The 12,982-nt window shown below is 73.9% G+C and carries 12 protein-coding genes; 11 read left to right on the top strand and 1 reads right to left on the bottom strand.

Features of this window, described 5'->3' with window-relative positions:
• Nucleotides 1–202 precede the first annotated feature (202 nt).
• The gene (locus ACIBAI_RS19435; protein WP_399035796.1) at nt 203–952 is read left to right on the top strand and encodes an SseB family protein; all 750 of its coding nucleotides are present in this window, start codon (nt 203–205) and stop codon (nt 950–952) included.
• Nucleotide 953: 1 nt separating this feature from the next.
• Here the strand turns inward: ACIBAI_RS19435 and ACIBAI_RS19430 are convergent, their stop codons facing one another.
• Nucleotides 954–1,319 carry a DUF1844 domain-containing protein gene (locus ACIBAI_RS19430; protein ID WP_344607179.1) on the bottom strand — a complete coding sequence of 122 codons (366 nt, stop codon included), beginning with the start codon at nt 1,317–1,319 and terminating at the stop codon, nt 954–956.
• Between the two features lie 394 nt (nt 1,320–1,713).
• Between ACIBAI_RS19430 and infC the strand changes: the two genes are divergently transcribed.
• The 10 genes from infC (at nt 1,714) to ACIBAI_RS19380 (ending at nt 12,869) form a co-directional block, all read left to right on the top strand.
• Nucleotides 1,714–2,352: a translation initiation factor IF-3 gene (gene infC, locus ACIBAI_RS19425; protein WP_399036035.1), complete on the top strand. Its 639-nt coding sequence runs from the start codon at nt 1,714–1,716 to the stop codon at nt 2,350–2,352.
• Between the two features lie 108 nt (nt 2,353–2,460).
• Nucleotides 2,461–2,655 carry a 50S ribosomal protein L35 gene (rpmI, locus tag ACIBAI_RS19420; protein ID WP_030577024.1) on the top strand — a complete coding sequence of 65 codons (195 nt, stop codon included), beginning with the start codon at nt 2,461–2,463 and terminating at the stop codon, nt 2,653–2,655.
• A 96-nt stretch (nt 2,656–2,751) separates the two neighbouring features.
• Nucleotides 2,752–3,135 carry a 50S ribosomal protein L20 gene (gene rplT / locus ACIBAI_RS19415; protein ID WP_200261503.1) on the top strand — a complete coding sequence of 128 codons (384 nt, stop codon included), beginning with the start codon at nt 2,752–2,754 and terminating at the stop codon, nt 3,133–3,135.
• Nucleotides 3,136–3,320: 185 nt separating this feature from the next.
• Entirely contained in the window at nt 3,321–4,181 is an 861-nt protein-coding gene (locus tag ACIBAI_RS19410; RefSeq protein WP_399035793.1) for a TrmH family RNA methyltransferase, read from the top strand.
• A 91-nt stretch (nt 4,182–4,272) separates the two neighbouring features.
• A complete protein-coding gene (locus tag ACIBAI_RS19405) occupies nt 4,273–5,409 on the top strand; it encodes an ATP-binding protein (RefSeq protein ID WP_399035791.1) in 1,137 nt (378 codons plus the stop codon).
• Nucleotides 5,410–5,537: 128 nt separating this feature from the next.
• Entirely contained in the window at nt 5,538–6,659 is a 1,122-nt protein-coding gene (gene pheS / locus ACIBAI_RS19400) for a phenylalanine--tRNA ligase subunit alpha (RefSeq protein ID WP_399035788.1), read from the top strand.
• Nucleotides 6,659–9,172, top strand: coding sequence for a phenylalanine--tRNA ligase subunit beta (pheT, locus tag ACIBAI_RS19395; RefSeq protein ID WP_399035786.1), 2,514 nt, complete (start codon nt 6,659–6,661; stop codon nt 9,170–9,172). Before pheS ends, pheT begins: the two co-directional genes overlap by 1 nt.
• Nucleotides 9,173–9,410: 238 nt before the next feature.
• Complete coding sequence (locus tag ACIBAI_RS19390) at nt 9,411–10,589, top strand: PP2C family protein-serine/threonine phosphatase (protein ID WP_399035784.1); 1,179 nt, start codon at nt 9,411–9,413, stop codon at nt 10,587–10,589.
• Nucleotides 10,590–10,858: 269 nt separating this feature from the next.
• Complete coding sequence (locus ACIBAI_RS19385) at nt 10,859–12,199, top strand: transcriptional regulator (protein WP_399035782.1); 1,341 nt, start codon at nt 10,859–10,861, stop codon at nt 12,197–12,199.
• A 124-nt stretch (nt 12,200–12,323) separates the two neighbouring features.
• On the top strand, nt 12,324–12,869 hold the full coding sequence (locus ACIBAI_RS19380) for an NUDIX domain-containing protein (protein WP_399035780.1): 546 nt from the start codon (nt 12,324–12,326) through the stop codon (nt 12,867–12,869).
• The last annotated feature ends 113 nt before the right edge of the window (nt 12,870–12,982 follow it).

The raw sequence follows: 12,982 nt of genomic DNA, 5'->3' as shown, positions 1-12,982 counted from the left end.
CGGCCGGCGCCCGCCCGATGCTGCCGTCCCGCAGCCCGGTGGCGCCGCGCGGCAGCCACCCGCCGCTCAGGGCCCGCCGCGAGCCGTCCGCGGCGGCCGGAGAAGCACGGCAGGGACCCCCGGGAAACCCGTCAGGGGCGTCACGTGCGCGTTCCCGGGGCCGCACGGACCCGGCGGCATCCCCCCTATAGGGTCGGGGACCGTGGCGAACAAGAACATTCCCGACTCCGGCTTCTCCGACGACGACGGCTCCGCCGACCCCCGGCTGAGCGCGGCACTCGCGGCCTGGGCCGAGGACCGCACGGCCGTCGGCCCCGTCCTGGAGGCCCTCAGGGGCGCCCGGCTGCTCGTCCCGGTCGTGGCCGTGCTGGGCGAGACGGAGGAGGACGAGAAGGGGCTGCGCCGCGAGAAGACCAGCGAGATGGCCGTGCCCACCCTGAAGGCCGGCGGCCGCACCGCCCTGCCCGCCTTCACCTCGACCGACTCCCTGGCCCGCTGGGACCCGGCGGCCCGCCCGGTCGCCGTGCCCCTGCACCAGGCGCTGCAGGCCGCCGCGCACGAGCGGGCGGACACGGTCGTGCTGGACCTGGCCGGCCCGGTGCCGTTCGAACTGACCGGCCCCACGCTGCTCGCCCTCGCCGAGGGGCGGACCACGGCCGACCCGCTCGCCGACCCGGCCGTCGTCGGGGCGGTGCGGGACGCCGTCGCCGCCGAGCCCGCCGTCCTGCGCGCCCACCTCGGGCCGGGACAGGCCGACGGCACCCTCGCCCTCGTCCTCGACCCCGCCGCGGCCCCGGCCGAGGCCGCCCGCGCGGTCGCCCGGCGCCTCGCCGCCGACGAGACGCTCAGGGCCCGCCTGGTGCGCGGCCTCGACCTGGCGCTGCTGCCGGCCGGGACGACGCCACCGGGCGAGCCCCTGTACGTGCGCGGTGGATCGGCCGCGGACGGGTGAGTCAGCTGTAGAGGGGGCCCGTGTACTTCTCGCCGGGGCCCTGGCCCGGCTCGTCCGGCACCAGCGACGCCTCGCGGAACGCCAGCTGCAGCGACTTCAGGCCGTCGCGCAGCGGGGCCGCGTGGAAGGAGCTGATCTCGGTCGCGCTCGCGTCCAGCAGGCCGGCCAGGGCGTGCACCAGCTTGCGGGCCTCGTCCAGGTCCTTGTACGTGTCGCCCTCCTCGGTCAGGCCGAGCTTCACCGCGGCGGCGCTCATCAGGTTGACGGCGACCGTCACGATCACCTCGACCGCGGGGACCTCGGCGATGTCGCGGGCCATGGCGTCGAAGTCGGGGGTGCCGGGCGTCTCAGGAGGGGTCTCACTCATGCCCACACCATAGGGCCCGCCGCGCACCCCCTTGACAGCAGGAGGCGGCGGACATCCGGTTCGCGCACGCGTTCCGGACCTGCTAATCTGGTGCAACGACCGGTCGGACACGTATGCCCCACGGCAACGGGCCCGGCCCACAAGTGGAGGCTTTCGAACTCCCACCTGACCGTCCCCCGGGACGGCGGGTCACCGGTCAGGCGGCACCGTCCTCACAGCGGTGATCCGCCCGAAGTCGCGCCCCGCGGTCACCGCGGCGGTGCTCCGGTAGTTCGAGGAGCCCCGCTGTGATCGTCCGGGGCATTTTTTCTGCTTCGGCGCGGTTAGGTCTAACGAACACAGACGTTACGCGGCTGTCCGCCAGACCGTCGCGTGGTGCTACCGAGGAGGATCCATCAGCGCCGAGCCCCGCATCAACGACCGGATTCGCGTTCCCGAGGTGCGACTTGTCGGTCCCAGCGGCGAGCAGGTCGGCATCGTGCCGCTTGCCAAGGCCCTGGAGCTTGCGCAGGAGTACGACCTGGACCTGGTCGAGGTCGCGGCGAACGCCCGTCCGCCCGTGTGCAAGCTCATGGACTACGGGAAGTTCAAGTACGAGTCGGCCATGAAGGCCCGTGAGGCGCGCAAGAACCAGGCGCACACGGTCATCAAGGAGATGAAGCTCCGGCCGAAGATCGACCCGCACGACTACGACACCAAGAAGGGTCACGTCGTCCGGTTCCTCAAGCAGGGCGACAAGGTCAAGATCACGATCATGTTCCGTGGTCGCGAGCAGTCCCGTCCCGAGCTGGGCTACCGGCTGCTGCAGCGTCTCGCGGAGGACGTCCAGGACCTCGGGTTCGTCGAGTCGAACCCGAAGCAGGACGGCCGCAACATGATCATGGTCCTCGGTCCGCACAAGAAGAAGACCGAGGCGATGGCCGAGGCCCGCCAGGCGCAGGAGGCCCGGAAGGCGTCCGCGAAGGCCAACCCCGGTCGCTCGCAGAACCCTGCGGACGCCGAGGCGCCGGCCGAGGAGCGCGCCGAGGCGTGATCCCCGGGACGACAGTCCCAGCAGTAACCGAAACAAGAGCGACGCTCCACCGTGCCCGGTTCTCGTGACCGGGCACCGGAGTGCCACCGACGAGGAGAGAACGGCGCTATGCCGAAGAACAAGTCGCACAGCGGTGCCAGTAAGCGCTTCAAGATCACCGGCTCCGGCAAGGTGCTCCGTGAGCGCTCCGGCAAGCGCCACCTGCTCGAGCACAAGTCGTCCCGTGTGACGCGTCGCCTCACCGGCAACGCCGAGATGGCCCCGGGCGACGCCAAGAAGATCAAGAAGCTTCTCGGCAAGTGAGGCCGGGCGCGCGCCGCGCGCCCGATCTCGGACCGGGACCCAATCGATTCCGGGTCGCGTGAGGATCACCGCGACCCCGCTACAAGGAGTTAACAAGTGGCACGCGTCAAGCGGGCAGTCAACGCTCACAAGAAGCGCCGGGCGATCCTGGAGCAGGCCTCCGGCTACCGCGGTCAGCGTTCGCGCCTGTACCGCAAGGCCAAGGAGCAGGTCACCCACTCGCTGGTCTACAACTACAACGACCGCAAGAAGCGCAAGGGCGACTTCCGCCAGCTGTGGATCCAGCGCATCAACGCGGCCGCCCGCGCCAACGGCATCACCTACAACCGCTTCATCCAGGGTCTGAAGGCCGCGAACGTCGAGGTCGACCGCAAGATCCTGGCCGAGCTGGCGGTCAACGACCCGACCGCGTTCGCCGCGCTCGTCGAGGTCGCCCAGAAGGCTCTGCCGAGCGACGTGAACGCGCCGAAGGCCGCGTGACGCCGCGCCGGCCCCACGCCGGCACGTCTTGAAGGGACCCGCAGGCCGCACAGGCCTGCGGGTCCTGCTGTGTCCGTCCGCGGCGCCGGCCGCACGCCGCGCGCCGCTCCGCCGGTTCGGCACCGCCGAATACCGCCGCAGCGGCCGACCGCCGTGCGGCGGGAACGAGCCTGTGAAGGTGAAGCATGTCCCCCGCCACCCCCGAGCTGATCTCCCCCCGCTCGCCCCGCGTCTCCGCCGCGCGGCGGCTCGCCAAGCGGAACTTCCGGGGGAAGGAGCGGCTGTTCCTCGCGGAAGGACCGCAGGCCGTGCGGGAGGCGGCACTGCACCGGGCCGCGGGCACGGCCACCCTCGTCGAGCTGTTCGCCACCCCGGAGGCCGCCGAGCGGTACGCCGACATCATCGGCGCGGCCCGTGCCGCGGGCGCCCGGCTCCACCTCGCCTCCGAGCAGGTGATCGAGGACGTCTCGACCACCGTCACCCCGCAGGGCCTGGTCGGGATCTGCCGGTTCCTGGACACGCCCTTCGAGGAGATCCTCAGGGCCCGGCCCAGGCTGGTCGCCGTCCTCGCGCACGTCCGCGACCCCGGCAACGCCGGAACCGTGCTGCGCTGCGCCGACGCCGCCGGCGCCGAGGCCGTCGTCCTCACCGACGCCTCCGTCGACCTGTACAACCCCAAGGCCGTCCGCGCCTCCGTCGGCTCCCTGTTCCACCTGCCGGTCGCCGTCGGCGTGCCCGCCGAGCGGGCCGTGGCCGGGCTGAGGGACGCCGGCGTGCGGATCCTGGCCGCCGACGGAGCGGGCGACCGGGACCTGGACGCCGAGCTGGACCACGGCACCATGGGCGGGCCCACCGCCTGGGTGTTCGGCAACGAGGCCTGGGGGCTGCCGGAGGAGACCCGCGCGCTCGCCGACGCCGTCGTACGCGTCCCGATCCACGGGAAGGCCGAGAGCCTGAACCTCGCCACCGCCGCCGCCGTATGCCTCTACGCGTCGGCGCGTGCACAGCGCGCCGTCGGAGGGTGCCGTTCCGTCACCGAGAGCTAGTAGGGTGACCAGCTCGGGGATCCTCCCCCGAGCGCTCGGCTCCGCACGAGCGGGGAGGCGCCCCAGGCCGTCCGAGAGGTGGGGTACGGGGATGAGCGTCGGCACGAGCAGCGCACCGGGAGCACCCGAGGTGCGGCGCCCGCCCGCGCCCCGGCCCTGTGACCTCGCCGAGCTCGGCGTCGATCCCGACGAGCTGCCCGACGGCCTCGTCGTCGCCGACGAGCACGGGCACGTCGTCTGCTTCAACGCCGCCGCCGAGCGCATCACCGCCCGGCCGGCCGCCGAGGCCCTCGGGCAGCGGCTGGACGAGGCCCTGCCGCTGGAGGACCTGGAGGGCCGGCGCTGGTGGCAGCTGACCGACCCGTACGGCGGGCTCGCCATCCGGGTCCGCCAGCCCGAGCGCAACCTGCTGCTGCCCGGCGGGCGCGAGGTGCTGGTCTCGGCGCGGTACGTCCGCACCCGGCCCACCGGGCCCGTCCGCCGCGTCGTCGTCACCCTGCGCGACACCGAGGCCCGCCGGCGCACCGAGCGCAGCCACGCCGAGCTGATCGCCACCGTCGCCCACGAGCTGCGCTCCCCGCTCACCTCCGTCAAGGGCTTCACCGCCACCCTGCTCGCCAAGTGGGAGCGGTTCACCGACGACCAGAAGCGGCTGATGCTGGAGACCGTCGACGCCGACGCCGACCGGGTCACCCGGCTCATCGCCGAGCTGCTGGACATCTCGCGGATCGACTCCGGCCGGCTGGAGGTGCGCCGCCAGCCCGTCGACATCGGCGCCGCCGTCGGCCGGCACATCCAGGCGTACGTCGCCGCCGGGCAGCCCGCCGACCGGTTCCTGCTCCGCCTCCAGCAGCCCCTGCCCGCGCTGTGGGCCGATCCCGACAAGATCGACCAGGTGCTCAGCAACCTCATCGAAAATGCCGTGCGCCACGGCGAGGGAACCGTCACCATCGACATCACGCCCGCGGCGTCCCCGCGCGAGGGAGAGGACGCCGGCACGTCGGTCACGGTGAGCGACGAGGGCCCCGGCATCCCGGAGGAGTCCATGAACCGCGTCTTCACCCGTTTCTGGCGGGGCAGCAAGCGCGGCGGCACCGGCCTCGGGCTCTACATCGTCAAGGGCATCGTCGAGGCCCACGGCGGCACCATCACGGTCGGCCGCGCCCCCGGCGGCGGCGCCGAGTTCCGATTCACCTTGCCCGTGAGCGCTCCGGCCTATCTGACCTGAGCGGCCCGCGGGCGCATTCGTCCACCTCGGCCCCGTTAGACTCGGCCTTTGGCACCTTTGTGTCCCGCAGACGGCCCTCGGAGTCGGTGACGGGGACTTCAGCCAGCCAATCGGAAGCACGGGAAGAGATGTCGGCACCCAATAAGTCGTACGACCCTGTCGAGGTCGAGGCGTTGAAACCGGAAGAGATCGAGCGCATGCGGGACGAGGCGCTCGCCGCCTTCACCGCCGCGGACTCCCTCGACGCGCTCCACGAGGCCAAGGTCGCCCACACCGGCCCCGCCTCCCCGCTGGCCCTCGCCAACCGCGAGATCGGCGCCCTGCCCCCGCACGCCAAGGCCGAGGCCGGCAAACGCGTCGGCCAGGCCCGCGGCGCCGTGAACAAGGCCCTCGCCGCCCGGCAGGCCGAGCTGGAGGCCGAGCGGGACGCCCGCGTGCTGGTCGAGGAGGCCGTGGACGTCACGCTGCCCTACGACCGCGTACCGGCCGGCGCCCGGCACCCGCTGACCACGCTGTCCGAGCGCATCGAGGACGTCTTCGTGGCCATGGGCTACGAGGTCGCCGAGGGCCCCGAGGTCGAGGCGGAGTGGTTCAACTTCGACGCCCTCAACATCGGCCCGGACCACCCGGCCCGCGGCGAGGCCGACACCTTCTTCGTGCAGGGCCCCGAGGGCGGCACCGGGTCCGGCGTCGTGCTGCGCACCCACACCTCACCCGTGCAGATCCGCTCCCTGCTCGACCGCGAGCTGCCGGTCTACGTCATCTGCCCCGGCCGCGTCTACCGCACCGACGAGCTGGACGCCACCCACACGCCCGTCTTCCGCCAGGTCGAACTGCTCGCCGTCGACGAGGGCCTGACCATGGCCGACCTCAAGGGCACCCTGGACCACATGGTCCAGTCGCTGTTCGGCGAGGGCATGAGGACCCGGCTGCGGCCGAACTTCTTCCCCTTCACCGAGCCGTCCGCCGAGATGGACATGGTGTGCTACGTCTGCCGCGGCGAGTCCGTCGGCAACCCCGACCGGCCCTGCCGCACCTGCTCGTCCGAGGGCTGGATCGAGCTCGGCGGCTGCGGCATGGTCAACCCCAGGGTGCTGGCCGCCTGCGGCGTCGACCCGGAGAGGTACAGCGGCTTCGCCTTCGGGTTCGGCATCGAGCGGATGCTGATGTTCCGCCACAACGTCGAGGACATGCGAGACATGGTCGAGGGTGACGTCCGGTTCACCCGGCCGTTCGGGATGGAGATCTGATGCGGGTCCCGCTTTCTTGGCTGCGGGAGTACGTCGACCTGCCGGCGACGGAGACCGGGCGCGACGTGCAGGCCAAGCTCATTTCGGCCGGGCTTGAGGTCGAGACCGTCGAGCAGCTCGGCGCCGACCTGAAGGGCCCCCTGGTCGTCGGCCAGGTGCTGACCATCGAGGAGCTGGAGGGCTTCAAGAAGCCGATCCGCTTCTGCACCGTCGACGTCGGGCAGGCCAACGGCACCGGCGAGCCCCAGGAGATCGTCTGCGGCGCGCGCAACTTCCAGGTCGGCGACAAGGTCGTGGTCGTGCTCCCGGGCGCCGTGCTGCCCGGCGGCTTCGCGATCTCCGCGCGCAAGACCTACGGCCGCGTCTCGCACGGCATGATCTGCTCCAGCGACGAGCTGGGCATGGGCGACGACGGCACCAAGGGCATCATCGTCCTGCCGCCCGAGACCGAGGTCGGCAAGGACGCCATCGAACTGCTGGAACTGGTCGACGAGGTCCTCGACATCGCCGTCACCGCCAACCGCGGCGACTGCCTGTCCATCCGCGGCGTCGCCCGCGAGACCGCCATCGCCTACGGCCTGCCGCTGCGCGACCCGGCGCTGCTCGACGTGCCCGCCCCGAACGCCTTCGGCCACCCGGTGCGCATCTCCGACCCGACCGGCTGCGACCGCTTCACCGCCCGCACGGTGACCGGCCTGAGCCCCGAGGCGCGCTCCCCGATCTGGCTGCAGCGCCGCCTGCAGAAGGTCGGCATGCGCCCGATCTCGCTCGCCGTCGACGTCACCAACTACGTGATGACGGAGCTCGGCCAGCCGCTGCACGCCTACGACCGCAAGCTGGTCCAGGGCGCCATCGGGGTGCGCCGCGCCGAGCCGGGGGAGAAGCTCACCACCCTCGACGGCGTGGTGCGCACCCTCGACGCCGAGGACCTGGTCATCACCGACGAACGCGGCCCCATCGGCCTCGCCGGCGTGATGGGCGGCGCGAACACGGAGATCGCCGACCACGAGGACGCGGAGAACGCCACGACCGACGTGGTCATCGAGGCGGCGCACTTCGACCCGGTGTCCATCGCGCGCACGGCCCGCCGCCACAAGCTGTCCTCCGAGGCGTCCCGCCGCTTCGAGCGCGGCGTCGACCCGCAGGCCGCGGCCGCCGCCGCCCAGCGGACGGTGGACCTGCTGGTCCTGCTGGCCGGCGGCACCGCCGAGGCCGGCGTCACCGAGGTCGCCGCCCCGTCCGCGCCGCGCACCGTCACCGTCCCCGCCGACCACCCGGACAAGGTCGCGGGCGTCGCCTACGGCCGCGAGACCGTCGTCCGCCGGCTGCAGGAGATCGGCTGCGACGTGTACGGGCAGGACGAGCTGACCGTCACCGTGCCGTCCTGGCGGCCCGACCTCACCGACCCGAACGACCTGGCCGAAGAGGTCATCCGCCTGGAGGGCTACGAGAACCTGCCCTCCACGCTGCCCAGGCCGCCGGCCGGCCGGGGCCTGACCCACCGGCAGCGGCTGCACCGCCGGGTCGGCCGCGCCCTGGCCGGCGCCGGCTACGTCGAGACGCCGAACTACCCGTTCGTCAGCGAGCAGGTCTTCGACCAGCTCGGCCTGGACGCCGACGACCCGGCCCGCCGCGTGGTGAAGCTCACCAACCCGCTCAACGACGAGGAACCCGCGCTGCGCACCTCGCTGCTGCCGGGTCTGCTGGGCGCGCTGCGCCGCAACGACGGCCGCGGCAGCCACGACCTCGCGCTGTTCGAGACCGGCCTGGTCTTCCACCCGCGCGAGGAGCAGAAGGCCGCCGTCCGGCTCCCCGTCGACCGGCGGCCGACCGACGAGGAGATCGCGGAGCTCGACTCCGCGCTGCCCGAGCAGCCGCGGCACGTCGCCGTGGTCCTCGCCGGCGCCCGCGAGCAGGCCGGCTGGTGGGGCAAGGGCCGTCCCGCCGACTGGGCCGACGCGGTCGAGGCGGCGCGCACGGTCGCCCGGGAGGCCGGGGCCGAACTGATCGTCCGCAAGGGCCGGTACGGGCCGTGGCACCCGGGCCGGTGCGCCGAGCTGGCGGTCGTCGCGGACGGGGCGGAGCGGGTCGTCGGCCACGCCGGTGAGCTGCACCCGCGCGTGCTGAAGGCGCTGGGGCTGCCCGCGCGCACCTGTGCGGCGGAGCTGAACCTGGACGTCCTGGAGCAGGTCGGCGACGACACCCCGCAGGCGCCGGGCATCTCCACGTTCCCGGTCGCCACGCAGGACGTCGCGCTGGTCGTCGACGCGTTCGTCCCGGCGGCACAGGTCGAGGCGGCGCTGCGTGAGGGCGCCGGTGAACTGCTGGAGTCCATCCGGCTGTTCGACGTGTACGAGAACGCCGAGCAGCTGGGCGAGGGGCGCAAGTCGCTGGCGTACGCGCTGCGGTTCCGGGCGGCCGACCGGACGCTGACCGTCGACGAGGCCTCGGCGGCCCGGGACGCGGCGGTGGCGCTGGCGGGCGAGCGCACGGGAGCGGTGCTGCGGAGCTAGCGCCGCGGGGGCGGGGCTGCGGGCGTCCGGCGGCCACCGGTTCGTCGTGGGCGTCGCGCCCACCCGGTGGAGTCGCGCATCACCGCAGCCCACGCCCTGTGGGACATACGGGATCACCTCACTCGATCGGGTGAGATCCTTCGCAATCCGGCCCTTTAGGGGCATGTGCTGGACAGAATCGGACCGGCCTTTCGGGGCCGGTCCGCACTGTCAGGGCCTGACTGGGGGGCCATTCGGCATGATCCGCATCAAGGCTGGGGCCCCCCGAAGGGTGCGGCCCCGGACGAGTTCCCGGGCACCCGCCCACCCCGGCCTTCCCGCACGCGCCCGCCCGGGCGCCCGGCGCCCGTCGCGGGAAGACGGCCGCGGGCCCCTGCTCCGGGCCCTCGCACTCGGACTGCCCACCGTCCTGGGGGCCACCGCGATCACGTACCGGCTGGTCTCCCCGACCGCCCCGCAGAACGGGCTCGGAGCCCGGGTCGTCACCGGTGCCGTCTTCTTCGCGGCCGGCACCGGACTGGTGCTGCACGTCCGGCGCGGGCTGCTGCGCGAACTGCGGCAGGCCCGCCGGGTCGCGGGCGCCGCCCAGAGCGCGCTGCTCAGACCGCCGCCCCCGCGCATCGACGGGCTGGACATCGCCGCCGTGCAGCTCTCCGCCGACCCCGGAGCCGCGATCGGCGGCGACCTGTACGAGGCCGTCGGCACCGAACACGGCGTACGGGTGCTCATGGGCGACGTGCGCGGGCACGGCATCGCCGCCGTGGAGACCGCCGCCGCCGTCCTCGGCAGCTTCCGCGAAGCCGTGCACGACGAGGCCGAACTCCCCGGTGTGCTGCGCCGGCTGGACCGCGCGCTCGCCCGGCACCTGCGCCGGCGGTCCGGCGACGAGCACGCGGTGGCGGAGGAGTTCGTCACCGTGCTGCTCCTGGAGATCCACCCGGACGGCGAGGTGCGCGCCCTGAACTGCGGCCACCCGTGGCCGTACCTGCTGGACGCGACGCGCGTCGAGCAGCTCGCCGGCGCGGAGTGCCTGCCTCCGCTCGGGCCGTTCCCGCTGCCGCCGGACCTGTCGCCGGTCCACTGCGGTCACCTGCTGCCCGGCCAGGCCCTCTTCCTCCACACGGACGGAGCCGAGGACGCGCGGGACGCCGGTGGCCGGTTCTTCCCCCTGGCGGCGGCCCTGACCGGGGCGCTGCGCGAGCATCCCGTCCCCGTGCCCCAGGCCGTGCTGCGCTTCGTCCTCGCCGCGCTGCTGCGCCACACGGGCGACGCGCCCCCGGACGACGTCGCCCTGCTGGTGCTGCACAACGACCGCCGGCCGCAGCACCCCCCGACGGCAGGAGGCCGGGACCGGGACGGCTCCGTCACCGGGCCCCGGCCGGCCACGTCGAACGCGCAGCCGACCACCAGCCTCTGAGCCTGCGGCACCACCGGCGGAACCGGCTGCCGTCCGCCCCGCCGCGGAGTGTCGGGCAGGCAGCGGGGCGGACGGCGTGGCTGCGGGCCGCCGCACTGTACGAGGGGGGAGCCGGCGGCCCGGCCGGCCTCTTCACGAGGAAAACCAGTCAACCGGCCGGAGACTCCGCGCGGCAGCGCGCGCACCGCCCGGATCCGGGCACTGCGTTCACACCCCGTGTGAAGGCGGACGCACTACGCTGTCGGCACCGAGCCATCCCGGGGGCACCCATGCAGCCCAACACCCTGCTCGACGCGATCCTGGACGAAGCCGGGATCTCGCACGCGGGCCTCGCCGCACACGTCAACCAGGCGGGCCGCAGACGCGGTCTCGCCCTCCGCTACGAGCACACCGCCGTCGCCCGGTGGCTGAAGGGGCAGCGGCCCCGCGGTCAGGTGCCCGACCTGATCTGCGAGGTGCTCGCCGCCCGGCTGCACCGGCCCGTCACCCTCGACGACATCGGCCTCGGCGTGCCCGGCGGGCCGTCCGTCCCGCACGTCGGCTCGCTGTCCGGCTTCGTCGAGCGCGCCACCGCCCTGTGGCGCTCCGACCAGCAGCAGCGCCCGCACGTCCTGGACGCGCCCGCGCTCACCGGCACGCCCGCCGTGATGCCGGTGTGGGAGTGGGAGAACCCGCCCGAGGACGTGGACGTCTCCCGCGGCGGCCGGCACCGGGTGACCCCGGCCGACCTCGACATGCTGCGCGCCGCCCGCACCCACTACGAGCAGCTGTACCGCAAGGCCGGCGGCATAGCGACCCGCGCCCGGATCGTCGGCTTCCTCAACGCCGAGGCCGCCCCCCTGCTGCGCGGCAGCTACACCGACGCCACCGGCCGCCACCTGCACCGGGCGACGGGCGGGCTGGTGGCGATCGCCGGCATCTGCGCGTACGACTCCGACGCCCACGGCCTCGCCCAGCGCTACTTCCACCAGGCCCTGCGGCTCGCCAAGGCCAGCGGGGACCGGGGCCTCGGCGCGTACGTCATAGCGCTGCTGGTCAACCAGTCGCTGTTCATGCGGGAGTTCCGCCAGGCCGTCGCCTTCGCCGAGGCCGCCCTGCGCGCCGCCGGCAAGCACATCACCCCGGCGCTCGCCTCCGACCTGTACGCGATGCAGGCCAAGGCGTACGCCCATCTCGGCGACGGCACGAGCGCCCTGTCCTGCATCCGGCGGGCCGAGCGGGCCGCCGAACGCATCCGGCGCGGACACGAACCCGACGAGACCGGCTATGTCCAGCCGGGCCTGGTCAACGTCCAGGTGGCGGAGGCGCTGCTGAGCCTCGGCGAACTCCGGGCCGCCGCCGAGCACGCCGCCGCGGCCGTCGACAACCCCGCCCACGACCGGGGCCGGGTGCACCGGCTCGCCATACTCAGCACGATCGAGCTCCGGCAGGGCAAGGCGGACAAGGCGGCGGCCACCGCGGTGCGGATGGCCGAGCAGGCCCGCGGCATGGAGTCCCAGCGGCTGCGCGACCGGCTGCGCGCGGTCCGCGAGCACCTGGTGCGCAGCGGCTGCGCGGGCACGGCGGAGGCGGCCGAGCTCATCGACGGGGCGCTGCGCGTCCCGCTGTGATCCCCTGACGCCCACGTCGCCGGAGGCCGTGCCTCCCTTTGCGCCGCGAGCGGCGGCCGTGCGCCTGCTGCCGGACCGCCCCTGCTGCGATATTGCCACCTACCCGACGAAAGGTGGCATAACCGTGCAGTGGGTGAAAAAGAACGAACAAACTGTGTACGCGAACCGCTGGTTCAGCGTGAATCTCGCGGATGTCGAACTGCCGGACGGCCGGCACCTCGACCACTTCCTGGTGCGGCTGCGGCCCGTCGCCGTGGCCACGGTGGTCAACGAGGCCAACGAGGTCCTCCTCCTGTGGCGCCACCGCTTCATCACCGACAGCTGGGGATGGGAACTCGCGGCGGGCGTCGTCGAGGACGGCGAGGACGTCGCCGCCGCGGCGGCCAGGGAACTGGAGGAGGAGACCGGCTGGCGGCCGGGACCTCTGCGCCACCTCATGAGCGTGGAGCCGTCCAACGGGCTCACCGACGCCCGGCACCACATCTTCTGGGCCGGCGAGGGCGAGTACGTCGGACACCCCGTGGACGACTTCGAGTCGGACCGCCGGGAGTGGGTGCCCCTCAAGCTCGTCCCCGACCTGGTCGCCCGCGGCGAGGTCCCGGCCGCCAACATGGCGGCCGCGTTACTCCTGCTGCACCATCTCAGGCTCGGGCAGGACGTCCTGCCCTGACCCTTCGCAGGCGTGGGGGGGGGGCCCCGGGGGCCCCCCCCCCCCCCCCCCCCCCCCCCCCCGCCCCCCCCCGCCCGCGCGCCCGCCCCCCCCCCCCCCCCCCCCCCCCCCCC

It is taken from the genome of Streptomyces sp. NPDC051041 (genome assembly GCF_044456065.1).
In the GTDB taxonomy this organism is placed as follows: Bacteria; Actinomycetota; Actinomycetes; order Streptomycetales; family Streptomycetaceae; genus Streptomyces; species Streptomyces glaucus.
The sequence above is the reverse complement of the archived record's forward strand: the minus strand, read 5'-3'. Positions and strand labels throughout refer to the sequence as shown.